Source organism: Mycobacteroides sp. H003, assembly GCF_001440135.1.
Taxonomy (GTDB): Bacteria; Actinomycetota; Actinomycetes; order Mycobacteriales; family Mycobacteriaceae; genus Mycobacterium; species Mycobacterium gwanakae.
This window is the reverse complement of the sequence record NZ_LJYL01000029.1, coordinates 159,586-182,477: the sequence shown is the minus strand read 5'-3', so window position 1 is coordinate 182,477 and position 22,892 is coordinate 159,586. Positions and strand designations below refer to the sequence as shown.

Here is a 22,892-nt window from a genome sequence, read left to right as displayed (position 1 = left end):
GACTCTATCCAGTCAGACGTTCGGAGACGCGGATCGGTTTCATGCTTGTGGAGAAAGAATTAAATCGGCAGCTTTCTCACCGAGCAACACCGACGGAGCGTGCGTGTGACCACGGATGAGGCTCGGGATCACCGAGGCGTCGACCACCCGAAGTCCCTGCACACCGCGCACCGTGAGATCCGGAGCAACCACGCTGGCCTCGTCCGCACCCATCCGGCAGGTAGCCACGGGGTGATAGAGGGTGTGTGAGTTGCTCTGCAGCGCGGCGACGAGCGTCTCCTCCAGATTGTCGCTGGGATTCCTCGGCCGCAGGATCTTGCCGAGTATCGCCCGCATCGACGGCGTCTCGGCGATACGGGCGGTGCTCCGCAGCCCGAACATCATCGCGGCGCGGTCCTGTCCGGCGCTGTCACTGAGGTAACGCGGGTCGATGCGCGGCTTGGCCAGCGGATCGGGCGAGGTCAGCGTGATCTCACCGCTGCTCTCCGGCTTGAGCAGGATCGGGCCCATCACGATGGCGTGCTCGGTGGCCTCCCCGAGGCCTTCATCGAAGAAAGGTGCGGGGGCGAAGATCAGCTCCAGGTCGGGTAGTGCGAGATCGGCCCGGCTGCGCAGGAATCCGTAGGCCTCGCCGACATTCGAGGTGAGCATGCCGCGATGGCGCAGGAAGTAGTTGGCGAGCTGTAGCGGCTTTTCCGCGCTGTACAGCGAGTCGGCCTCGACCGCGTAACCCACCGGGCAGCACAGGTGGTCGAGCAGATTCTGGCCCACCTGCGGGGCGTCGTGCACGATCGGGATTCCCAACTCACCAAGGTGCTTGGCATCACCGATACCCGAAAGCATCAGCAGCTGAGGAGAATTGATGGCGCCGCCGCTCAAGATCACCTCGCGCCGCGCGCGCACGGTGTGTGTGATGCCGTCGCGCACGTACTCCACACCGATGGCTCTGGTGCCGTCGAACAGCACTCGGCGCACCTGGGCCTCGGTAACCACGTTCAGGTTCCGGCGCCTCAGACCCGGCTTGAGGTAACCGTCCGCGGTGCTCCACCGGCGTCCGCCGCTCTGGCACACCATGGTCTCCGAGAAACCCTTGGGTTCAGGAGTATTGGCCCGCTCGACGTCAAATCCCGCTTCCTTGACGGCCTCCAGCCACGCCGCGGTGCTGGAGCGGGGGCTGCGCTGTTTGGAGATCTTCAGCGCACCCTCGGTACCCTCATCGCTTTCGGTCGCGCCCTCCACCGTCTCGATGCGCTTGAAGTAGGGGGCAACGTTCGCGAACGACCACTGATCACCGGCCACCGCCGCCCAGTCGTCGTAGTCGGCCGCGAATCCACGGACCCACATCATCGCGTTCATGGACGACGAGCCGCCCAGCGTTTTGCCTCGCGGCCAATAGATCTGGCGGTTGTTCAGCTGCGGTTGTGGTTCGGTGAGGTAGTCCCAGTCGACATCGCTGCGGAACAGCTTCGAGAACGCGGCGGGAATGTGGATTCCCATGTCCTTGTCCTTGGGCCCCGCCTCCAGAACCAGCACCTGGTCGTTGGTGCGTTCGGCGAGCCGGGTGGCCAGCGGAGCCCCCGCCGATCCGGCGCCCACGATGACGTAGTCAGCTGTCAGGTCCTCAACCATGGTGGCGACGCTAGCGGACTGGACACCGTGCCGGGAAGCTTCTGGTACAGGACGTCCCAGGTGCCACTCTTGCGCGCCTACGGGTACACCCGATAGCAGTTCGTCCCCCCGATGCCGAGCACGTACACGGTGTCGCATCGAGTGAAGCTGCCATCGGGCGCGAAGTCGGATTCGCACACGCCGCCGCCGTTACCCCACACCACAACCTTGCCGCAGGGCGCCGCCGCAGCGGGACCGGCAAGGGCAATGCCCCCGGCCGCCAGTACGGCGGCGATGCCCAGGGAAGCCAGTGCTTTCCTCATGTCAATCGCCTCTTCTTCGTGCCCCCGGCCTCACCGCGATGCCGGACATACCCGTAGAACGCTTCCGCTTTTGGAAAAGTTTCCTAAAAAGGAAGGTTTGTTACGATGGCCACATGCCACCGCCCAATGGCCTGCGCGAGCAGAAGAAATCCGAGACCAAGCTGGCGTTGAGTCGCGCCGCACTGGAGCTGGCGCTGGAACGCGGGGATCTCGCCGCCGTCACCGTCGACGACATCGCCGACGCGGTGCGCGTCTCGTCCCGCACGTTCCGCAACTACTTCACCAGCAAGGAAGACGCCGTACTGTTTTTGATGCGCCAATACGGGGACACGGGAGTGGAGCTGCTGTGCTCACGCCCCGACGATGAACCGATCATCGATTCACTCGAGGCAACCATGCTGGGCCTGGTCACGTCCGAGGCCGTAGATACCGTTGTCGCAGTCACGCGCCTTGCCAAGCTGAGCCCGGGATTGGCCGCCCATGCCGCGGCAGAACCGAGCAATGAAGACGGCTCCGTGCTTTCCGAAGTCGCACGGCGCACCGGCCTGGACCGAGACCTCGACCTGTACCCGCGCCTGGTCTGCAATGCCGCGTACGCGGTGCTTTCCACGATCATCCAGTTGGCAAGCACCGACGCTGGACTACAGGGAGAACCCGAAGAGCTTGTCCGACAGGGCTTCCGCCAGCTGCGCGGCGGGCTATCGACACCCAGGGGCTAACACGGGTCGCGTGGCGCAGACACCATGCAGTTCGGCGGACCGGACTACCGCTGCGCGATGACCTGCTCTCGCAAGATGTCAGCGTGGCCGCGATGCTGTGCCAACTCCCTAAGCACGTGCAAGTACACCCAGCGCAGGGGCAATGGACCGCGTCTGTTCCCCATGACCAGATCGTCCAATGCAAGTGGAGCAACCCGTTGCCTCGATGCGGCACAAACCTCGCGGTATCGGCGCTGTACAGACGAGATGTCATCTGCGGGTTCCAGAAGGAACGACTCGTCGGGGGTCGATGGAAGTCTCAGATCAGCGCGGGAGCGACATGTGATCGCCTCGTTGAACCACACCTCCTCCACAAACGTCACATGCTTGACCAAACCCAGGAGCGTGGTGCGGGAAGGAACCAGCGAGCGCCGGGCCTCCTCCTCGGTCAAACCGTCGAGACACTCGTGGAGCAAGGACCTGTGCTCATCAAGGAACACATCGAACTGATCGCGAAGGCACGCGCCGAACGTAGCCGACTCCGTCGTACGCGCCGCTGTCATGCCGGAAGTCTATCGACGCAGGTAACGCCGTCTCGCAAGGCGCAGCGAACCCATGCACTCTCTCCGGATCACGGGCGCGGCTGGTCCAACAATTTGGCGATGCCGTACAACTCGGTCGCCTGAATCTCTTTGACGACCCGGAGCAGAATCCGTTCATCGACGTCGTCGAGATTGACGCCCCTATTCGTCACCGTCAACAGAGTGCCGCCCTCGTGCTCGCGAAAGGCCACATGACGCGTCCATCGCGCCGACTGGCCTGTAGACGCGTGGGCTAGCAGACCCAAGGTCAAATGCTCGTAGGGAACGGCGTCGAGAAACTCAACCTCGAATACGCCGTTGAACCGCGTGCCCACCACGGGAACGGTCGTCATCGTGAAAGCGCTCCCCACGGTGACATCGACCGGTGGGGCATCAGGCTTGCCCCACCACGAAGCCGGATCGACGAGAGCCGACCACACCTCATGGGGTGGGTGCGGGAAATATCGCTGAATCTGTGTCATTGCTTCTCACTCACTCGTGAAGAAGTCCTGGTGCGCCCGAAGGGATTCGAACCCCTAACCTTCTGACATACTCGTGCGTTTGCCTGCGTTCTCCAGAGTACGCTAGCGACGTTGTCGCACATGACTTTCCATCGAATTACCACCGCTGCTATTCATAACCGCACACCTGGGTTCGCGTGCGTTTGAATCAGGAATGTAGCGCCCTAGGTCATATACCCTGGATCCATGGCCCCCCTGCTAACGCTGGTCGGATTGCTCATCTTCGGCGTGGGGATGTTCGTGATGTACAAGACTCGCAACGTCCGTCCCGCGTGGAAAAACCCCGACATGCCGCATCCGTATTTGTACGGTGGCGCACCAGAAATGCCTGCCACCCCGCGTCCACCGTGGCCGGTCGATGAGGACGGTAATCCCATCGAGGAACGACGCTAGAGTTTGGTGTCGGAGGATCCGACCGGGCACCTGATTCGCAGCTTGGCCTCGGCATCTTTGACCTTGCGGACGGCCGCCACAATGTTGTCCGTCGACTCTTTCAGATGCTGCTCTCGGGTCTGCCCTGCCGCCGGTTTCCCCAGAAATTGAATCTCCCGCTCGGTAACCTCGTCGGCTGCGTCGGCCATTTGCACCGCAGTACCTTTGACCTCCGGGTCGGAGATCTTCTCGGCGTAATCCCTAAGGGTGGCAGCCCATTTCTGATACATCGGGATCGCTTCGTCTTGTCGGTCAGCGTCTCGTGTCTCGGCCACCTCTTCGTTGTGCTTTTGAAGGCGTACCATCTCATCGTCGGAATACCTGAGCAGTTCCCCAACGGTCTGACAGCTCACGTCTGGCGCGGACGGCGCCGACCGCAGTAAGTACACTCCGCCCAACACCAAAGCCGCTACGGCGATGACAGCTGAGACACTTATCAGAACACTCCTGCGCGACACTAATAGACCTTCTTTACGGCTCCGTTTGCCAGTTCAACTACGCCCCCACTGGGCATTCCGTTGTATTCAGGGAACCGCCACGGCTGCGCGATGGGATACCGGAACGTCTCGGTTGGGAACCTCTTAGATAGATCGGTTATCTCAGTCATTGAGGTGCGCTTCCATTCGCCGAAATCTGTTTGAGTGAACGGTTCGAAGCCATCGACTACTGGCCTGTAGTTGTGTCGCATGTCGTAGACATTGTCTACCCACTGCGCCGTCACATAGTGGCCGTCGACGGGGATCACCTTCCGTATGTCCGTGTAGTCATGTCCTGCAAGACGGACGTCGTAGGACTCTTCAAGCACTGTGGGTGGCTTCGATGAGTCCTGTACCCACGGCTTGTTCGAGGTGAACCAATCGGTACCCACGGTGGGGGGCTTATCAAATCCGTTGACACTACCCGGCCCGAATGGATGGAACCCCGTGGCACTGGGAGCCTCTGACAGATCGCCCGTGTGGTTCTGACTAAACACCCAATGGCCGGAGTTATCTGATTTTCCAGGAGGCACAGGGGGTTTCAGCGAATCAGGTATCGGATAGTCCTTGATCTCGTCGGGGCTCCTGAAACCTCCCTCTGGCATGCCGGACGCAAATTGCATATCGGTCGCTCGGCCAGCCTCAAGTATCCGCTTCACCTCATCCTTTATGTCTTGGTACTTCCGCCATGCCCGGTCGAGAGCTTCCTTATGCATGTTGGACATGTCTGCGGGCTTAACTTCGTTGGTCGAGAGGTTCACCTCTACCGCAGGGTATGCATCGGCCTTCTCGAGCATTGCCTTGATGTCTTGGGCGCTCTTAGTGGCGCTTTGTAGCGCGACTTCGGCCATCTGAGCGAGGCCCAGATCGGCAGCTTTCGACTGCTCGAATATCGATACCGTTCGCTTGGTATAGGTGGTGGCAGCCTCGGCGCTCACCCCCTCCCATTCCGACAGTTTGCTTACCGCATCGGCTTCTTCGGCTGCGTTGGCTGTTCCCTTCACCCGCAGGCGGGCAGCCTCGGCTACCTCTTGATACATCTGCGGAGCACGCAACATCAGCTCCAGCGAGATCACTGCTTGCCTACGATCTCACCTGTGGCCTGGGCGTCGAGGTTGTCGGCATCGACGAACTTGTTAGCGATGCGGACGTGATTCTCCGCATGGGTCGTCAGGTGCTGGTGGTGAGAGCGGGTCTCCTCTTCCCACTGCTCCAGCCGCGCTGCCAGTGCCGCTCGAGACTCGCTCTCACCAAACCCGGCGAGTAAGTCCGACACGGCACCATGGGCTTGCTCGTGCTGGTCTTTCAGATTCCGTGCGATCTCGTGCAGCTTGGCAGCTGACTGGTGCATCTGCTCCGGTGGTACCCCCAGAACTCCCGACCTATCGGCTCCCCTCCGACTTGGTGACGTACATCACCTGATTGCCAGGCAGCCTAACACTGCGCTCGTAGTGATACGAGGACTCCGACTGACCGACGACCCGGGACCCCACCACCTATAGCGGCAGACCCCAGGCCCGGAAGCGCGCGACGCCACTGAGCAGCACCAGGAAGTAGGCCTGAAAATGGCGGACTATGAGCGGCATGGCCCGCTTGATCGATACGCGTTCCTTGATAAATGGTGCGCCCGAAGGGATTCGAACCCCTAACCTTCTGATCCGTAGTCAGATGCTCTATCCGTTGAGCTACGGGCGCGTGCTATTCAATTGTTGCAGGTCAACAGGTTTGGCCTGCAGACCGACGCGGAGGCGAGAGGATTTGAACCTCCGGTCCCCCGTAAAGGGGACAACTCATTAGCAGTGAGTCCCATTCGGCCGCTCTGGCACGCCTCCTGAACTTCCCGAGGGTACCGGAACCCATAAATGGATTCCGAACCGCCGAGGGCACAGAGTACAGGTCCGCGAGGCCGGAAGGCAAAGCCGTTGGTCGCCATCCGGTCCAACATGCACAGATAGTCTGTTCCAGTGCCTGCCCGACTTCGCCCCGAGCTGACCGAACTGCCGGCGTACACCCCCGGCCGCAACGTCCCCGGTGCCATCAAGCTCGCCAGTAATGAGACCGTGCACGGACCACTGCCCAGCGTCCACACGGCCATCGTCGAGGCAGCCGCGCGGATCAACCGTTACCCGGACAACGGCTACGCCGAGCTGCGCTCACACCTGGCCAAACACGTGGACATGCCGCCCGAACACATCGCGGTCGGATGCGGATCGGTGAGCCTGTGCCAGCAGCTCGTACAAGTCACCGCCACGGTAGGTGACGAGGTGCTGTTCGGCTGGCGATCCTTCGAGACCTACCCGCTGGTGGTGCGGGTCGCCGGGGCCACTCCCGTTCAGGTGCCGCTGACCGACCACACCTACGATCTGGCGGCCATGGCCGCCGCGGTGACGGACACCACCCGGCTGATCTTCGTCTGCAATCCCAACAATCCGACCGGCACCGTGGTCCCACCAGCCGAGCTACGCCGGTTTGTCGAGGCGGTACCGCCCCACATCCTCATCGCGATCGACGAGGCATACATCGAGTATGTGCGCGAAGACTTCACCGACAGCATTGCCCTTGTTCGCGAACATCCCAATGTTGTTGTGTTACGCACCTTCTCAAAGGCCTACGGCCTGGCCGGCCTGCGGGTGGGCTACGCGATTGGCGATCCCGATGTGATCACCACGCTGGGCAAGGTGTACGTGCCGTTCAGCGCGTCCAGCCTCGCTCAGGCCGCGGCGGTGGCCTCCCTGGGCGCCGCAGAGGAACTCCTCGCACGGACCAATGACGTTGTCGCCGAACGCACAAGAGTGACCCAAGCACTCCGGGAGGCGGGGTACGAGGTGCCACCATCGCAGGCCAACTTCGTGTGGCTACCGCTGGGCGATCGCTCGTCGGAGTTCGCACAAGCCTCCGCCGAAGCCCGAATCATCGTGCGCCCCTTCGGTGCCGACGGCGTGCGAGTCACCATCGGCGCACCCGAAGAGAACGACGCATTCCTAGAGTTCGCGCGCTTCTGGCGTTAACTCACCCGTGACAGTTGCGTGGTCTCGGCCCACTCGACGGTGAGTTCGACAACTTCGCGCGCACCGGGCAGCACGAGCGCCAGTGGCGTCAACGGCCCCTCTGCCACGCCGGTGAGTACCCGGGCGGTCGACACTGGGTCGACCACCGAGACCGTCACCGCCGCAACGCACTCCGCCGGACGCACATAAAAGCGGGTGCCCGGGTCCACCAGTCCGGTGAGCTCCGCACCGGAGATGTCCATCGCCTTGGCACCCTCGGACAACGAAAGCAACACCGGACGTTGCGAATCCACGACGAACGGCCCCATCAGGCCCGCGGCCATCACCGCCTGCGAATCATCGATCGCGGGGATCGGATCCACCCGACCGGCGGCGAGCAACGACTGCTCCAACAGATAGCGGTACAGCTGTACCACCCGGTCGGCATTGCGGTGATTACGCGCATCATGCAACCAGAATTCGACACCTTCGACATCTGCGGTACCACCCTGCACGTACAGGCGGTAGAAGCGATATCCGAGATCCGGTGCACCGTGCCGGGTTTCGGCAACTGTCGCGCCGACGCCCAACGTCTTGACGTACTGCGCCTCACCTTCGGTGAAGTTCAATTCCGAAGAGGACACCTCGCGCCACACGGCCCCGTTCACGGATGCGTGCAGCCGTACGCTGGCCGGCTGCTGCCCAGCACTGGTACGCACCGTCAGACCGCCCAGCTGCGGGCGCTCCTTGAATTCGAACTCGATGAAGGACGGGGACTTTCGGGTAGCGGTGGGCACATTGCGCGCAGCGGTGTCCAGCTCTACCCCATTGGTGAGGAACCAGATGGCGGCCTGGGTTCCCGCGATGGCCTCATGGTCCTTGATGTTCGCCTCGCCCAGGTACCCCGCCGCACGCAACCGGCGACTCAGCTGTGCCGTCGACAGTGCCGGGAAGGAGTTGGCCAAGATCCACGCGACCTGCGATTCGCGGGTGCGGGCCCGCAGGTTCGCCACCGACAGCCAGTCGGCCACCGCGTAGCCCGAGGGCAGGTTGGGGGCGATCCCCGCGATATCGAGTGAATACGCGGCGACAGTGGGGTTCAGGCGAATTAAATCTGTGCGAGCAGAAGTTCCGTCAGTGAACACAACCTCGTCCACGGTGGACGAATAGGTGCCCCCGCGGTACCTCGTCAGGCGCTGCGGGAGCACCTCGGCGTGGTGGCCGTGACGCCTGCCAGTGATGCGGGCAGACGGCCATTCGACGAGCGATAGCAAAGAATGAGTGGTCATGGGTTGGTTGATCCTTGTGCCGGCGGATTGCAGCCCAGAAGCTCGTCAACGTCGGTAGACGGCGATCCCGGGTGCCAGGGGCGGGGTTAGGGAATCAACAACAACAGCAACACACGGCGGCGCTGCGCGCCCCGAAGCTGTCGGCGCGCAGCGCGCTGATCGCCCGGAGTCGGTGCGACTGTGCGACGTGCTGCATGCATCCAGTCTACGGATCCGCGGCCGCGCGCCGGGATTTCCACCGGCGCCGCTTCCCTGGAGCGAGCGAACCCGACACGTATTCACGTCGACCCGGCGGGTCGCCGAAACCGGGTGCGTGGAGTTTGGCGCACGGGTATTCGTTACCTGATGCGCCGCCCCAATCGCGATTAGGATTTCAAGACATCAGGTCTTGATCCCTTTCGCTGAGGAGGAAACCGCTGTGCCCGCTGCCAAGAATGAATCCCAGGCCCTCGGCGATCTCGCCGCACGGCAGCTAGCCAACGCCACCAAGACCGTCCCTCAGCTGTCGACGATCACTCCGCGGTGGCTGCTACATCTGCTGAACTGGGTACCCGTCGAGGCGGGCATTTATCGGGTGAACCGCGTCATCAACCCCGACAAGGTAGCGATCCACAGCGAGGAGCAGGGCGAGAACGAGGCCCCGCTGCCACAGACCTACGTCGACTACGAGACCAACCCGCGCGAGTACACGCTGCGTACCATCTCGACGCTGCTCGACATCAACACCCGGGTCTCGGACCTGTACTCCAGCCCGCACGACCAGATCGCCCAGCAGCTGCGCCTGACCATCGAGTCCATCAAGGAGCGTCAGGAAAGCGAGCTCATCAACAACGCCGAGTACGGCCTGCTGGCTCAGGCAACACCCGAGCAGACCATCAAGACCCTCGGTGGCGCTCCCACACCGGATGACCTGGACGCCCTGATCACCAAGGTGTGGAAGACCCCCGGTTTCTTCCTGACCCATCCGCTGGGTGTGGCGGCGTTCGGCCGTGAGGCCACCCGCCGTGGCGTGCCACCAGTTGTCGTGAGCCTGTTCGGTGCGCAGTTCATCACCTGGCGCGGCATCCCCATCATCCCGTCGGACAAGGTTCCGGTGAAGGACGCCAAGACCAAGATCCTGCTGGTGCGTACCGGCGAGGAGCGCCAGGGCGTTGTCGGCCTGTTCCAGCCCGGCTTGGTCGGCGAGCAGGCACCGGGATTGTCGGTGCGGTTCACCGGAATCAACCGGTCGGCCATCGCCTCATACCTCGTCACCCTGTATTCGTCGCTGGCCGTGCTGACTGATGACGCACTGGCCGTTCTCGACGACGTGCAGGTGGACAAGTTCCATGTCTACAAGTGACGCGATTCCCGTAACCGACAGCCCGCCGGGCTTCCCCTCTGCGGCGGAGCTGTCGGCATTGGCCACCCAGTTGTTTTGGGAAGCCACACCCACCGGAGCACCGGGTATCGACACCCCGGGACCGGCCGTACCCGTCGCGCCCAGGGGCAACGTCCCCGACGCGACGGCCGGTTCCTCCGCGGCGGCCACGGCGGGCTCGTTGGCCAGTCCATATGCACCCGCACCCGTCGCCGACGCCCTGTCGACGGCAACGGTGGCCCCGCCGGTCGCGGCTTTCAGCTCGGCGACCCCCGACGGCATTCCCGGAGCGGTGCCGGTGGCACCTCGCGGCGGTGGCGGTGACCTGACATCGGGCCCCTCTGCGGCGCACACCGCCGCAACGGGTTATCCGACAACCGGTCTCGCCGATTTCGCGGTCCCCTCGGGCCTGGTGCCGACAATCCCCGGGGTGCTCGCCACCCCCTCGGTGAACTCTGTGGGCCCCGCCACCACGTCACCACGGGTGGCTCCGCATTCCCAGGCGCCGGCCGTGCCGTATCTGGGGTGGACGCCCCCCGTGGCGCCAACGGGAGGCGACGAGTCGAACTACTACTTCTTGGGTGGAGCGCCGACCGCGGCGCCGATCCACGAAGACGCACGCGCCTTCGACGTCGCGTCGATACGGGCAGATTTCCCGATCCTGTCCGAGACCGTCAACGGTAAGCCGCTGATCTGGTTCGACAACGCCGCGACTACGCAGAAGCCGCAGTCGGTGATCGATCGCCTGGTGCACTTCTATCAGCACGAGAACTCGAACATCCACCGTGCGGCACACGAATTGGCGGCACGGGCCACCGATGCATACGAGGATGCGCGCGGCGCGGCCCGCAAGTTCCTGGGCGCCGAGGCCGACGAGAACATCATCTTCGTGCGCGGCGCCACCGAGGCCATCAACCTGGTGGCGCATGCCTGGGGCAGTAAGAACCTGGGACACGGGGATGAAATCGTCATCACCCACCTGGAGCACCACGCCAATATCGTTCCGTGGCAATTGATCGCGAAGAAGACCGGCGCCGTCATCAAGGTGGCTCCGGTGGACGACGCCGGTAACCTGCTGCTCTCCGAGCTCGAGGATCTGGTCGGTCCGCGCACCAAACTGGTTGCGGCCACCCAGGTTTCCAACGCGCTGGGGACTGTGACGCCCGCCAAGCAGATCGTCGAGATCGCGCACCGCTACGGCGCGCGTGTGCTCATCGACGGTGCGCAGTCGGTGCCGCACCTCACGGTGAATCTGCAGGAGCTGGGTGCCGACTTCTTCGTCTTTTCGGGTCATAAGATCTACGGCCCCACCGGGATCGGCGTGCTCTACGGCAGCGAAGACGCGTTGGCGGAGACGCCGCCGTGGCAGGGCGGCGGCAACATGATCGCCGATGTCACCCTGGAGCGCGCGGTGTTCCAGGGTCCGCCCAACAAGTTCGAGGCCGGCACCGGAAACATCGCCGACGCCGTGGGACTGGGCGAGGCGCTGCGGTATGTCGAGCGCATAGGTATCGACCGGATCGCCGAGTACGAGCACGCGCTACTGGAGTACGCGACACCGCAATTGGCTGCCATCCCCGGTGTGCGGCTGGTGGGGACGGCCGACCACAAGGCATCGGTGCTGTCGTTCGTGCTCGACGGGCACGATCCGGTGGAAGTCGGTAAGGCGCTGAATGCCGACGGCATCGCGGTGCGTGCCGGACACCATTGCGCGCAGCCGATTTTGCGCAGGCTCGGACTGGAGCAGACGGTGCGGCCCTCGTTCGCGTTCTACAACACCTTCGACGAGATCGACGTCTTCATCGACGCGGTGCGGCGGCTGGCCGAAAGCGGCGGGCCCAAGGCGTAAGGCTCAGTTCGCCGAGCGCATACCGCACGCAGGCATCTCACCGAAACACCCTGCGCCTGGTATGCACTCGGCGGGCTTAGCCCGCCCGGCCCACCACCGTCAGCAGCACCGCCGAGTCTTCCAGCGCCGTAAGGTCATGGCGCTCCGGCGGGATGATCGTGTAGTCGCCGGTGGCCAGCGCTGCCTTCGCGGTCGCTGTCGCGATCTCCACCCGCCCACTGAGCACCAACAAGGTTGCCGCGCCGGGGTTTTCGTGTTCGGCGAGTTTATGGCCGGCACCGAGGGCCAACAGCACCTGCTTTAGCGCGTGGCCCCTGCCACCATGCACCGTGTGCGCCGACCGACCGCTGTGCGCCTTCCTCGCTGTTTCGACCAGCTCATCCCCTAGCGCCGTTATCGATATGACATCCACGACTATCTCCCTTTCACCTGTGGATCCAGAGTCAGGCTGACGGTGCAGTCGCCGTTCCCGGCATCGGGCGATACGGTGACCTCAAACTGTCCCCCGACCGCGTCGGCGTTCACGTCGAGAACCTCCTGGATGAGTCCGCGCTGGATTCCGCGAACCACTTCCGGGGCCGTCGTGGCGATCTCGGCGAGTGGGCATGAGCAGATCTGCACGGTGACGCTCCCAAAGGACATCAGCGTGGACTTCACCGTAAACCCAAGTTCACCAAGGGTTTCCACCACCAAATCCACGGCAGGAAGTGAAGCCCGATGCCGCGCAACATTCACCCGATGTGCAAGGTCGGCGCCGACCAGCGCCGCTCGTGATTCGCGCTCGGCCGCGGTGCCCCCGAGATGCACCGCGAACAGTGACACGACATCGGCGTAATCCAGTCGCGGGGCGACCGCGTAGGCCAGGCTCGGCCTGCCCGCCCTCTGCCCGACACCGCCGCTGCGCCGGACGATATGACCCTGCTCTTCCAGGGTTCTGAGGTGAAACCTCACCGTGGTGATGTGAATCCCCAGACTGTCAGCAATGTGTTGCACCCCAACCGGCTGAGTTGCCTCCCGCAGCAGCCCGAGCACCCGCTCGCGCTGCTGGCCCGCTCGGCGGTTACCCGTCATTCGGGCCGCACGCCGACCACCGCAACCGCCGTCAGCGCATTGCGGTGTTCCCGAAACGTACGACGCATGGTGAGCACTCGCTTGCGCGCCGCACCATGCAGGAGAACGTTTTTCAGCAGGCGCAGGGCTCCGAGTACGCCCTCGTCGGCGATGACGCGACGCGGATTGAGCAGTGCCATCGGCGCCCGGTCGGTGCTCACCACCTCGAATCCCGAGGCCTTGAGCAGCTCGCTCCACTCGGCCACGGTGAGCGGCCGAGCGTTGACCTTGATGGAACGAGCCAGCGCACGGCGAATTTCGTCTTTGGTGGCGGTGTCCACGGAGTCCGGCGTGAGCCCGAGCTCGTGAATCGCGTACCGGCCGCCCGGCCGTAGCACCCGATAGGCCTCGTTCACGATGGCCCGCTTGGTCTTGTCGTTCTGCATCGTCAGCATCGCCTCGCCCACGACGACGTCGGCACTACCGTCAGGCAGGCCCGTGCTGGCAGCATCGGCGACGATCACGCGCCCGCCACAGGGTGCGACCACATCACGCACCGATTGGGTAGCCGCCGCGGTGTCGTCGACACCGACATAGGACCGCGGGCGCAGCGCCACGATGTCGCGCGCGGTCCGGCCAAGACCCGGCCCGAGTTCGACCACATCGGCATCAGTCACCTTCCCGGCGGTCAACAGCCGCGTGGTCAGTTCAAGGCCGCCCGGGCGCAGGACGCGCTTGCCCAGCCGCGCCAACAGCCAGTGCCCGGGAAGATCTTCATCTCTGCGCCCAGCCAGCGGAAGTGTTTCTCTGTCAGCCATGTCTCCAATTTAGAGGATATTTCTCCTTTTAAATAGGCCTACGTCCACGGCTGGTTGGATTCACCGCGGACGCAAACCTCCCAGCGCGGCACCGTTCCCACTAACATCACCGCGCGTGACTGCCTCGACGACATCCCTCAACGCGATCACCGATGCGACCCGGGCGGCAGTAGCCGACAACCCGGCCGCCGCAACGGTGGTGTTCAAGGCATCCGCCCAACCGGAGGGCACGGTCGGTAGCGCGATCGCCCTGGGCAAGTACCGCGTGCACGTCGACGAGCCACCGGGTCTCGGCGGACAGAACACCGCGCCCAACCCCGTCGAGTACTACCTGGCATCGCTGCTGTCCTGCCAAGTGGTGACCTATCGCTTCTGGGCGGAAAGACTAGGGGTTCAAGTCGATTCGCTCAGCGCCAGCGCCGAGGGCGACCTCGATGTACGCGGGTTCTTCGGCCTGGACGACAGCGTCCGGCCCGGCTTCCAGCAGATCCGCGTCACCGTGACGGTCTCGGGGCCAGACAGCGAAGAACGATATCGCGAGCTACAAGAGGCCGTGGACGCACACTGCCCGGTACTGGATCTGACCACAGGCTTGACGTCCGTACATACAGAACTCATCACGCGGCCGCGGTCGTAAATCTGTTGCCTGGCGTGCATCCCGCCTGGCAGCATCAGCGGCGCCCGCCCTAGGCCGCGTCAACCGGTACCCGCGGTCCGCTGCGCACGCAGCCGGCGAGGGAGGCAGCCCGTTCGAGCCGGGCCGGGACCCAGAAAGATCCCCAGCTGCGCACCGTCCAGCTGCGGCGTTAAGAGCGGTGGCGGAGGGATTTGAACCCCCGGACGGTGTTAGCCGTCTCTCGCTTTCAAGGCGAGTGCATTAGGCCGCTCTGCCACGCCACCGTCGGCAAGCCTAGCGGCTCCGCCGAGCGACCTACTCCCCGCCGCGGCCCTCGGTGTCATGGAGCGCCTCTTCGGCACCCTCACCCACTCGCCGGAAACTCTCGGCGATAGCCGCCTGCTGTGGCCGGGTCAGGCGGGTCAGATAGTGCTCGCGGACACATTCGGAGTACGTACGCATCGCCGCCTCGCCCAGCGTGCGGCCCTGCTCGGTAAGCGCCGCCAGGACCGCCCGGCGGTCCTGGGGCATCGACCCCCGCTTCACCAGCCCCTGTTCCTCGAGGCGGCGCACCTGGTGCGTGATCCGGCTACGCGAGGCCAACAGACTGGTCGCGATATCCCCCATCCGGCAACTACCGTTAGCTGACCGCAACAATTGCTGAAGCACTTGGAAGTCGGTCAACGAAATACCATGCGAAGCAACCATTTTACGGTTCAACAAAAAATACAACCGGTTAGTCGCTATCCAAAAGTTTTGCCACGAACGAAATTCGGCGAGGTCAAGTCCCGGGACCTCGCTCTCCGAACGTGTACTCATGCACCATCCCCCTCCGTCGACCAAGCCATGGCCTCGACCGCGCCTCCACCCGCACTGTCTGATAACCCGGCGACCACCAATAGCTCGGCATAGTCTGGATGCTATGCACGCTATCACCGTTGACCAGCCGGGTGGGCCAGAAGCGCTGTGCTGGACCGAAGTTCCCGACCCAACTCCGGGACCAGGCGAAATACTGATCGATGTAACGGCCGCCGCAGTTAACCGCGCGGATCTGCTACAGCGCCAGGGCCTGTATCCGATGCCACCCGGCGCGAGTCACATCTTGGGACTCGAATGCTCGGGAGTTATCGCCCAGGTTGGCGCAGATGTATCGGAATGGGCTGTAGGACAAGCTGTTTGTGCACTGCTGTCCGGCGGCGGGTACGCCGAGAAGGTGGTGGTACCGGCCGGCCAGGTACTGCCGATTCCTTCAAACATCAACCTTGATGTCGCGGCGGCGCTACCCGAAGTCGCCTGCACGGTGTGGTCGAACCTGGTGATGACGGCGAGAATGGCTGCCGGACAATCCATCCTGATTCACGGTGGCTCGAGCGGAATCGGCACCCATGCCATTCAGGTGGCCAAGGCGCTCGGCGTTCGGGTTGCGATTACCGCAGGCACCCCCGACAAACTCGACGCCTGTCGTGATCTTGGTGCCGATCTGACCATCAACTATCGGGCCACCGATTTTGTACAGGCAGTTCACAACTTCACCGACGGTGCCGGGGTCGACCTCATCCTGGACATCATGGGAGCGAAGTACCTGGACCGGAACGTCGACGCTCTCGGCAATGACGGATACCTCGTCATCATCGGTATGCAAGGCGGCGCGGTAGCCGAGCTGAACATCGCCAAGCTGATCACCAAACGCGGCTCCATCACCGCCACCACGCTGCGCGGACGGCCGCTGGGCGGACCGTCTGGCAAGGCCGCGATCGTCGATGCCGTCACCCAGGACCTGTGGCCACTTGTCGAGGCGGGGAAGGTCCTGCCGATCGTGGGCGCCGAGATCCCGGTGAGCCAAGCGGGCGAGGCGCACCGCCTGCTGGAGAGCGGAGAGATCGTGGGAAAGGTGCTACTGACGCTCTGACCCGGTGGCGGGTCAGCCCAGCGAGGCGACCGCGCGTACCAGCTGGTCGACCTCGGCGGCCGTCGAATAGTGCCCCAACCCAACCGTTATCGCGCCGCCGATCTCGTTCACACCGATGGCGTCGAGCACCCGCGAGCTGGTGTTGGCGATCGCACACACCCCGTTGTCGGCCAGTCGCTGCACCACCCGATCCGCGGGAATCCCGATCACAGTGAAGCTGAGCGCGGGAATCCGGTCCTCCGGAGCCCCGATGACCATGACCCGTGGCAGGGTCCGCAGAGCGCTCACCAGATACCGGAACAGCCAATCCAGATACGCGCCCGCCGAAGTCAGGGACGTCAGCAGCCGCTCACGCCGGGTGCCCGACGCGGACTCGTCCAAACCGGCCAGATACTCCACGCTGGCAACCAGGCCGGCCAGCATCGCGAACTGATGCCCGCCCAGCTCCAGGCGCGCGGGCCCGCTAGCCAACGGGTTGAGCGAAATCGAACTGATCGAATCCAGCAGCGCAGGATCCCGGAAGACCAACGCGCCCACCGGTGGTCCACCCCATGCCGTCGCGTTGAAGGCGACGACATCGGCGTCCAGGTCCTCGATATCAAAGGCGCGATACGGCACCAGGCTGGAACAGTCCATCACCACGAGACCACCAACCGCGTGCGCGAGCTTGGTGGCCTGCTGCAGATCCGGCACCGTTCCCAGGGTCGAAGAAGCGGCCGTCACCGCCACCAGCCGGGTCGGCTTGGTAATCAAAGACTCCCACTGCCAGGACGGCAGATCACCGGACTCGATATCGACCTCGGCCCACTTGACCTTGGCCCCGTATCGGTTGGCCGACCGCAGCCACGGCTGCACATTGGCCTCTTCGTCGAGCCTGGACACCACCAGCTCATAGCCGAGCCCCGCCTTGGACGACGACCCCTCCGCCAGGGAGTTGAGCAGAACGGCGCGGTCACTGCCCAGCACCACCCCGCGCGCGTCGGCACCCACCAGATCGGCAGCAGCGTGCCGGGCGGCCTCGAGGACCGCAGCGCTGCGCCGCGCGCTGGGGTGCGGACCCCGCGTGTCGGAAAAGGATCCCCGGAACGCTGTGGATACAGTCGTAGCAACCGCATCGGGGATGAGCATCCCGGCTTGGGTATCGAAATGTACCCACCCGTCGCCGAGGGTCGGGTGCAAACCACGCACCCGGGCGACGTCATAAGCCATGCCAGACACCTTAGATGCTCACCACAGGTCACGGCGCTGAACCCGTCGTTGCACCACGCCCCGACGGACGACGGTTAACGGCGCCGTCTCGTGTAGTCATACTAGAGCAATGTCGTTCGCTTTCGGGGTGGCTACGGCACTGCTGTTGCTGTTCATCCCAGGCTGGCTGATTGGCCGAGCCTTCGGGCTACCAACACATTCGGCCGCCGTCACCGCACCTGCATTGACCTATGGGCTAGTTGGGCTGTGCATCGTCACCTTCGGCTCAATCGGCATACCGTGGAACTCAGTCTCCGCCGGGTTTGCGCTCCTGGGCGCGATCGTCGTCGCTCGGCTGCTGTGGCGTTGGCTGCGGCCAAAGGAGCACGCCGAACAATTCCCGTCACAAAGTCGTGCGGCAGTGATCGCGGTCGCCTTGGGCATCGCGATCGGCTCCGGGCTCATCTTCTACGCATTCGTGCGTGGACTGACCAACTGGCAATCGGTCCCGAGTACCTGGGACTCGATGTGGCACGGGAACACCATCCGCTACATCCTCGACACCGGGCAAGCATCGTCGACCCGGATGGGTGACCTCCGCAACGTCGAGACGCACGCGACGCTCTACTACCCCTCGGCCTTCCACGGGCTGGCCGCGGTGCTGAGCCAACTGACCGGCGCGGCTCCCACGACGAGTTACACGCTGTACGCGGTGGCCGGGTCGCTGCTCTTCCCGCTCAGCGCCGCAGCGCTGGCCTGGCAGATGCTGCGCGGCCGCGCCAGCCGCACCTTCCAGGCCGGTTGCGCCGCCACCGCCGCTGCACTCTCGGCCTCATTCACGGCGCTGCCATACGTGGAGTTCTACGTGGCAGCCGTGCCGAACCTAGTGTCCTTCGCCTTGGGGGGTCCCGCGGTAATCGCCGTCACGAGCGTGGTCGCCGACCGCAGCCGCATACCGGTGGCGGTGCTGGCATTCGTGGGAATCGCCTCGGTGCACACCTCGGGTGCCATCGTGGCGGTCGTCTTCGTGGCCGCCTGGTGGCTCCTTGCACCACTGTCCCGATACCGCGGCAAGGAACGCAAGCCCCGACGCCGGGTGGGAAATGGGTTCTTGCCGTTGGCCATTGCCGGTGTCGTCTCTCTGGTGCTGCTCTATCCGCAATTGCGCACCCTGCTCCAGCTGTCCGAGATCATCGCCGGACACCAATTCACCACTCCGTGGGGAAAGAAGCGTGCGCTGCTGGACGCCCTCACCCAGCACACCCGCCACCTCGCCGACTACCCGGTGCAGTCCGCCCTGCTCTGGCTGGCCCTTCTCGGAGCTGTCGTACTGATCGTGAAGCGGGTGTACTGGCCACTTGCCGTCTGGTTACTGCTGATCGTGGCAATTGTCCACTCCTCCACACCCTTTGGCGGTTTCATCGGCCGCGCGGTGGCCCTGTTCTCCGATGCCTTCTACAGCGACCCGCGCCGGCTGTCGGCCATCGTGTGTCTGCTGCTGGCCCCGGCCGCCGGGATCGGTTTGTTCACGCTGGCCTACCCCGTGCTGACGAGGCTGCGAGGGGAGCGCACCCGACAATGGGCGCTCGTGGCCACGGCCATCACGTTGGCCGCGGTCTGCGCCTTCTCCGCCCGGCACTACTTCCTGCCGCACAAGTACCTCGTCGGCGCCAAATACGACCAGGTGATGGTCGGGCCCAAGAAGCTCGACGCCTTCGCGTACCTGGCGACCCTACCCGGCGCAAAAGACACCACTATCGGCGACGGAAACGTGGACGGCTCGGGCTGGATGTACGCGGTGGCGGGACTGCACCCGCTGTGGACGCACTACGACTTCCCGCAGCAACAGGGTCCGGGCTATCACCGGTACATCTTCTGGGCCTACGCCGACGACGCCGATACCGATCGGCGCGTGACCGACGCTGTGCACGCGCTGAACATTCGCTACGTCATGACCAGTACTCCCGTGGTCCAGGGGTTCAAGGTTCCCGACGGACTAAGGTCGTTGGACAGATCCCGATCATGGAGAAAGCTGTACGACAGCGGCGCCGCCCAGATCTACGAATGGGTCGGCGACCAGAAAACACAGGCGGAAGGTGACAGATGACCCATCCCGGTCAGGACGATGACGACGACCAGGTGATCATTCTGGGCGCCGACGATTCCGACAAGGGTGCCGACGGTGCGGACGACGACCCGTCCATCACGGATCTCGTCGAGCAGCCCGCCAAGGTGATGCGCATCGGCACGATGATCAAGCAGCTTCTCGAGGAGGTGCGCGCTGCTCCTCTCGACGATGCCAGTCGATCCCGGCTGCGCGAAATCCATGCCGCCTCCATCGCCGAGCTGGAAGAAGGGCTGGCCCCCGAGCTCCGCGAAGAGCTGGAGCGTCTGACCCTGCCCTTCGTCGAGGACACCATTCCGTCCGATGCCGAGCTGCGTATCGCGCAGGCACAGCTGGTCGGCTGGCTGGAGGGCTTGTTCCACGGCATCCAGACTGCGCTCTTCGCTCAGCAGATGGCGGCACGCGCGCAGCTTCAGCAGATGCGTCAAGGTGGTCAAGGTGTTCTGCCGCCAGGGCTTTCCGTACCCGCGCAGGGCGGCGGCAGCGGCACCGGTCAGTATCTGTAACCGTGGTCAGTATCCAGACCCACGAGGCGTGGGTGGAGTTCCCGATTTTCGACGCCAAGTCACGCTCGCTGAAGAAGGCGTTCCTCGGCAAGGCAGGCGGCGCGATTGGCCGCAACGAGTCGAACGTGGTGGTCATCGAGGCCCTGCGGGACATCACGCTGTCCCTCAAGGAGGGCGACCGGATCGGGCTTGTCGGCCACAACGGTGCGGGCAAATCGACTCTGCTGCGCCTCCTTTCGGGAATCTACGAACCCACCCGGGGCAGCTCGTCCATCCAGGGCAGGGTCGCGCCGGTGTTCGACCTGGGTGTGGGCATGGATCCGGAGATCTCCGGATACGAGAACATCATCATCCGCGGCATGTTCCTGGGGCAGACCCGTAAGCAGATGCAGGACAAGGTCGACGAGATCGCCGACTTCACCGAGCTGGGCGAGTACCTCTCCATGCCGCTGCGCACGTACTCCACCGGCATGCGCGTGCGTCTGGCGATGGGCGTGGTCACCAGCATCGACCCGGAGATTCTGCTGCTCGACGAGGGCATCGGTGCGGTCGATGCCGAGTTCATGAAGAAGGCGCGAGTTCGGTTGCAGCAGTTGGTGGAACGCTCCGGCATGCTCGTCTTCGCCAGCCATTCCAACGAGTTCCTGGCCCGTCTGTGCAACACGGCGATGTGGATCGACCACGGCACGATCAAGATGAGCGGTGGTATCGAGGACGTGGTCCGCGCCTATGAAGGCAACGAGGCGGGCGATCACGTCGCCCAGATCCTCGCCGAAGACCGCCATGAATGACACGACCAGCGGTGTTGTTGCCGTCGTCGTCACCTATCGGCGGGCCGCGGAGCTGGCCGAGTCGCTCAAGATCGTCACGACGCAGACCGTCCCGCCGGACCATGTCGTGGTGGTGGACAACGACAACGACCCTGCGGTCAAAGCTCTGGTCGATGGTCAACCCATTGCCGCCACATACCTGGGCTCTCGCCGAAACCTCGGGGGTGCAGGAGGATTCGCGCTCGGCATACTCCACGCCCTCACTCTCGGCGCCGACTGGGTATGGCTGGCCGACGACGACGGCCGCCCCGGTGGCACCGGTGTTCTGGAGACGCTGTTGGCCTGCGCCCGCAAGCATCGCCTCGCCGAGGTGTCGCCGATGGTGTGCGATATCGACGATCCCGGCCGGCTGGCGTTTCCACTGCGACGCGGGCTCGTGTGGCGGCGACGGGTCGAGGAGCTGCGCACCGAAGCCGGTCAAGATCTGCTGCCCGGCATCGCCTCGCTGTTCAATGGCGCGCTCTTCCGCGCCGAAACCCTAGAGGCCGTGGGCGTTCCCGACCTACGACTGTTCGTGCGCGGCGACGAGGTGGACGTACATCGGCGGCTCGTGCGTTCGGGCCTGCCGTTCGGGACCTGTTTGGATGCCACGTATCTGCACCCCAACGGTGCAGCCGAGTTCAAACCGATTCTGGGCGGGCGCATGCACACCCAGTACCCGGACGATGCCACTAAGCGGTACTTCACCTACCGCAACCGTGGCTACCTGATGTCCCAGCCAGGCATGCGCAAGTTGCTCCCCCAGGAATGGGTGCGCTTCGGCTGGTACTTCCTCATAACCCGACGCGACTTGCCCGGCCTACGCGACTGGATTGCGTTGCGGCGCTTAGGCAGACGCGAGCAGTTCGGCAGACCGGGCAACCCAACTCCTTCGGTACAGGAGACTGAGAAATGACGGACCAACTGGTGGAGCTATCGTCGGACTCCCGCACCTTCAAACGTGCATGGCGTGATCTGTCGGAAGGCTTCGAGCACCGGCAGCTCTGGTTGCAGCTGGGCTGGCAGGACATCAAGCAGCGCTACCGCCGCTCGGTGCTGGGACCGTTCTGGATCACCATCGCCACCGGCTCGACGGCCCTGGCGATGGGCATCTTGTACTCGCAGCTGTTCAAGATCCCACTCGCCGAGCACTTGCCCTACGTGACCATCGGTTTGATCGTCTGGAACCTGTTCAACGCCGCGATCCTGGAGGGGGCGGACGTCTTCGTCGCGAACGAGGGACTGATCAAACAGCTGCCCACACCGCTGAGCGTGCACGTCTATCGGCTGGTGTGGCGACAGCTGCTGTTGTTCGCCCACAACATCATCATCTTTCTCGTCGTCGTGGCCGTGTATCCGCCGCACTGGCATATCACCGATCTCAGCTTCATTCCCGCGCTGATACTGATCACCCTGAATTGTGTTTGGGTTTCACTGGTTTTCGGCGTGCTGGCGACCCGCTATCGGGACATCTCCCCGCTGCTGGGCAGCCTGGTGCAGTTGCTGTTCTTCATGACGCCGATCATCTGGAACGAGAACATGCTCAACGAGAAGGTCGGCAAGCTGGCCACGGTGGTGCAGCTCAACCCATTCGTGCATTTCCTGGCCATCATCCGCGATCCGCTGCTCGGGCTCGATCAGCAGTTGCACCACTGGATCATCGCGATCGCCATCACCGTCGTCGGTTGGACCGTCGCGATCCTGGTGATGCGCCAGTACCGCGCCCGAGTCCCGTACTGGGTCTAGT

General features: G+C 64.0%; 25 protein-coding genes and 3 tRNA genes. 12 read left to right on the top strand and 16 right to left on the bottom strand.

Annotated features, from left to right (window positions below):
* Nucleotides 1–39: 39 nt before the first annotated feature.
* Together AOT87_RS18810 and AOT87_RS18805 are read right to left on the bottom strand one after the other, a co-directional pair.
* On the bottom strand, nucleotides 40–1,629 hold the full coding sequence (locus AOT87_RS18810; protein WP_030096069.1) for a GMC family oxidoreductase N-terminal domain-containing protein: 1,590 nt from the start codon (nucleotides 1,627–1,629) through the stop codon (nucleotides 40–42).
* Nucleotides 1,630–1,706: 77 nt separating this feature from the next.
* Nucleotides 1,707–1,931 (bottom strand): hypothetical protein, encoded by a 225-nt coding sequence (locus tag AOT87_RS18805; protein WP_044104904.1) that lies wholly within the window; start codon nucleotides 1,929–1,931, stop codon nucleotides 1,707–1,709.
* 113 nt (nucleotides 1,932–2,044) lie between these two features.
* Between AOT87_RS18805 and AOT87_RS18800 the strand changes: the two genes are divergently transcribed.
* Entirely contained in the window at nucleotides 2,045–2,650 is a 606-nt protein-coding gene (locus tag AOT87_RS18800; RefSeq protein ID WP_057969753.1) for a TetR/AcrR family transcriptional regulator, read from the top strand.
* Nucleotides 2,651–2,694: 44 nt separating this feature from the next.
* Here AOT87_RS18800 and AOT87_RS18795 read toward each other — a convergent pair whose 3' ends face one another.
* A complete protein-coding gene (locus tag AOT87_RS18795) occupies nucleotides 2,695–3,192 on the bottom strand; it encodes a DinB family protein (RefSeq protein ID WP_057969752.1) in 498 nt (165 codons plus the stop codon).
* Between the two features lie 68 nt (nucleotides 3,193–3,260).
* The gene (locus AOT87_RS18790) at nucleotides 3,261–3,692 is read right to left on the bottom strand and encodes an SRPBCC domain-containing protein (RefSeq protein WP_057968918.1); all 432 of its coding nucleotides are present in this window, start codon (nucleotides 3,690–3,692) and stop codon (nucleotides 3,261–3,263) included.
* A gap of 225 nt (nucleotides 3,693–3,917) precedes the next feature.
* On the opposite strand from AOT87_RS18790, the gene AOT87_RS18785 reads away from it, so the two are divergent.
* The gene (locus AOT87_RS18785) at nucleotides 3,918–4,124 is read left to right on the top strand and encodes a hypothetical protein (protein ID WP_057969751.1); all 207 of its coding nucleotides are present in this window, start codon (nucleotides 3,918–3,920) and stop codon (nucleotides 4,122–4,124) included.
* Here AOT87_RS18785 and AOT87_RS18780 read toward each other — a convergent pair.
* The 5 genes from AOT87_RS18780 to AOT87_RS18760 all read right to left on the bottom strand — a co-directional run bounded on the left by AOT87_RS18780 (nucleotide 4,121) and on the right by AOT87_RS18760 (nucleotide 6,471).
* The gene (locus AOT87_RS18780) at nucleotides 4,121–4,564 is read right to left on the bottom strand and encodes a hypothetical protein (protein WP_057969756.1); all 444 of its coding nucleotides are present in this window, start codon (nucleotides 4,562–4,564) and stop codon (nucleotides 4,121–4,123) included. The two genes, AOT87_RS18785 and AOT87_RS18780, sit on opposite strands and share 4 nt — an antisense overlap.
* 56 nt (nucleotides 4,565–4,620) lie before the next feature.
* Nucleotides 4,621–5,715, bottom strand: a complete 1,095-nt coding sequence (locus AOT87_RS18775; protein ID WP_057969750.1) for a hypothetical protein — start codon at nucleotides 5,713–5,715, stop codon at nucleotides 4,621–4,623.
* Entirely contained in the window at nucleotides 5,712–5,990 is a 279-nt protein-coding gene (locus AOT87_RS18770; RefSeq protein ID WP_057969749.1) for a WXG100 family type VII secretion target, read from the bottom strand. Before AOT87_RS18770 ends, AOT87_RS18775 begins: the two co-directional genes overlap by 4 nt.
* Nucleotides 5,991–6,258: 268 nt before the next feature.
* Nucleotides 6,259–6,334 (bottom strand) — tRNA-Arg (locus AOT87_RS18765).
* A gap of 48 nt (nucleotides 6,335–6,382) precedes the next feature.
* A tRNA-Ser gene (locus tag AOT87_RS18760) sits at nucleotides 6,383–6,471 on the bottom strand.
* 132 nt (nucleotides 6,472–6,603) lie between these two features.
* Here AOT87_RS18760 and hisC point away from each other — a divergent pair.
* Nucleotides 6,604–7,647 (top strand): histidinol-phosphate transaminase, encoded by a 1,044-nt coding sequence (hisC, locus tag AOT87_RS18755; protein WP_057968917.1) that lies wholly within the window; start codon nucleotides 6,604–6,606, stop codon nucleotides 7,645–7,647.
* On the opposite strand, the gene AOT87_RS18750 is transcribed toward hisC, so the two are convergent.
* Nucleotides 7,644–8,915, bottom strand: coding sequence for a thioester domain-containing protein (locus tag AOT87_RS18750; RefSeq protein ID WP_057968916.1), 1,272 nt, complete (start codon nucleotides 8,913–8,915; stop codon nucleotides 7,644–7,646). The genes hisC and AOT87_RS18750 overlap by 4 nt on opposite strands.
* Before the next feature lie 418 nt (nucleotides 8,916–9,333).
* Between AOT87_RS18750 and AOT87_RS18745 the strand changes: the two genes are divergently transcribed.
* Together AOT87_RS18745 and AOT87_RS18740 are read left to right on the top strand one after the other, a co-directional pair.
* Nucleotides 9,334–10,257 (top strand): family 2A encapsulin nanocompartment shell protein, encoded by a 924-nt coding sequence (locus tag AOT87_RS18745; protein ID WP_030096076.1) that lies wholly within the window; start codon nucleotides 9,334–9,336, stop codon nucleotides 10,255–10,257.
* Nucleotides 10,244–12,124 (top strand): family 2A encapsulin nanocompartment cargo protein cysteine desulfurase, encoded by a 1,881-nt coding sequence (locus AOT87_RS18740; protein WP_057968915.1) that lies wholly within the window; start codon nucleotides 10,244–10,246, stop codon nucleotides 12,122–12,124. The genes AOT87_RS18745 and AOT87_RS18740 overlap by 14 nt, the downstream gene beginning before the upstream one ends.
* Before the next feature lie 76 nt (nucleotides 12,125–12,200).
* Here AOT87_RS18740 and AOT87_RS18735 read toward each other — a convergent pair whose 3' ends face one another.
* The 3 genes from AOT87_RS18735 to AOT87_RS18725 are packed head-to-tail and all read right to left on the bottom strand — an operon-like array spanning nucleotide 12,201 to nucleotide 13,992.
* Complete coding sequence (locus AOT87_RS18735; protein WP_057969748.1) at nucleotides 12,201–12,536, bottom strand: cupin; 336 nt, start codon at nucleotides 12,534–12,536, stop codon at nucleotides 12,201–12,203.
* A 2-nt stretch (nucleotides 12,537–12,538) separates the two neighbouring features.
* Nucleotides 12,539–13,195, bottom strand: a complete 657-nt coding sequence (locus AOT87_RS18730) for a helix-turn-helix domain-containing protein (RefSeq protein WP_081343310.1) — start codon at nucleotides 13,193–13,195, stop codon at nucleotides 12,539–12,541.
* Nucleotides 13,192–13,992 (bottom strand): class I SAM-dependent methyltransferase, encoded by an 801-nt coding sequence (locus AOT87_RS18725; protein ID WP_057967286.1) that lies wholly within the window; start codon nucleotides 13,990–13,992, stop codon nucleotides 13,192–13,194. The genes AOT87_RS18730 and AOT87_RS18725 overlap by 4 nt, the downstream gene beginning before the upstream one ends.
* A 115-nt stretch (nucleotides 13,993–14,107) precedes the next feature.
* Here AOT87_RS18725 and AOT87_RS18720 point away from each other — a divergent pair, with 115 nt between their 5' ends.
* The gene (locus tag AOT87_RS18720) at nucleotides 14,108–14,629 is read left to right on the top strand and encodes an OsmC family protein (protein WP_057967287.1); all 522 of its coding nucleotides are present in this window, start codon (nucleotides 14,108–14,110) and stop codon (nucleotides 14,627–14,629) included.
* 176 nt (nucleotides 14,630–14,805) lie between these two features.
* Here the strand turns inward: AOT87_RS18720 and AOT87_RS18715 are convergent.
* Together AOT87_RS18715 and AOT87_RS18710 are read right to left on the bottom strand one after the other, a co-directional pair.
* Nucleotides 14,806–14,892 (bottom strand) — tRNA-Ser (locus tag AOT87_RS18715).
* A gap of 31 nt (nucleotides 14,893–14,923) precedes the next feature.
* Nucleotides 14,924–15,427, bottom strand: a complete 504-nt coding sequence (locus tag AOT87_RS18710; protein ID WP_044104906.1) for a MarR family transcriptional regulator — start codon at nucleotides 15,425–15,427, stop codon at nucleotides 14,924–14,926.
* 103 nt (nucleotides 15,428–15,530) lie between these two features.
* On the opposite strand from AOT87_RS18710, the gene AOT87_RS18705 reads away from it, so the two are divergent.
* The gene (locus tag AOT87_RS18705; RefSeq protein ID WP_057967288.1) at nucleotides 15,531–16,517 is read left to right on the top strand and encodes an NAD(P)H-quinone oxidoreductase; all 987 of its coding nucleotides are present in this window, start codon (nucleotides 15,531–15,533) and stop codon (nucleotides 16,515–16,517) included.
* 12 nt (nucleotides 16,518–16,529) lie between these two features.
* Here the strand turns inward: AOT87_RS18705 and AOT87_RS18700 are convergent, their stop codons facing one another.
* Nucleotides 16,530–17,726, bottom strand: a complete 1,197-nt coding sequence (locus AOT87_RS18700) for a cysteine desulfurase-like protein (protein WP_030096083.1) — start codon at nucleotides 17,724–17,726, stop codon at nucleotides 16,530–16,532.
* A 109-nt stretch (nucleotides 17,727–17,835) separates the two neighbouring features.
* Between AOT87_RS18700 and AOT87_RS18695 the strand changes: the two genes are divergently transcribed.
* From AOT87_RS18695 to AOT87_RS18675, 5 genes are read left to right on the top strand one after another with little or no spacing between them, the layout of a single operon-like run.
* Nucleotides 17,836–19,812 carry a DUF6541 family protein gene (locus AOT87_RS18695; RefSeq protein ID WP_057967289.1) on the top strand — a complete coding sequence of 659 codons (1,977 nt, stop codon included), beginning with the start codon at nucleotides 17,836–17,838 and terminating at the stop codon, nucleotides 19,810–19,812.
* On the top strand, nucleotides 19,809–20,336 hold the full coding sequence (locus AOT87_RS18690) for a bacterial proteasome activator family protein (RefSeq protein ID WP_030096085.1): 528 nt from the start codon (nucleotides 19,809–19,811) through the stop codon (nucleotides 20,334–20,336). The genes AOT87_RS18695 and AOT87_RS18690 overlap by 4 nt, the downstream gene beginning before the upstream one ends.
* A gap of 2 nt (nucleotides 20,337–20,338) precedes the next feature.
* A complete protein-coding gene (locus AOT87_RS18685; RefSeq protein ID WP_109398605.1) occupies nucleotides 20,339–21,127 on the top strand; it encodes an ABC transporter ATP-binding protein in 789 nt (262 codons plus the stop codon).
* On the top strand, nucleotides 21,120–22,061 hold the full coding sequence (locus tag AOT87_RS18680; RefSeq protein WP_030096087.1) for a glycosyltransferase family 2 protein: 942 nt from the start codon (nucleotides 21,120–21,122) through the stop codon (nucleotides 22,059–22,061). Before AOT87_RS18685 ends, AOT87_RS18680 begins: the two co-directional genes overlap by 8 nt.
* The gene (locus tag AOT87_RS18675) at nucleotides 22,058–22,891 is read left to right on the top strand and encodes an ABC transporter permease (protein WP_030096088.1); all 834 of its coding nucleotides are present in this window, start codon (nucleotides 22,058–22,060) and stop codon (nucleotides 22,889–22,891) included. The genes AOT87_RS18680 and AOT87_RS18675 overlap by 4 nt, the downstream gene beginning before the upstream one ends.
* Nucleotide 22,892: the final 1 nt, after the last annotated feature.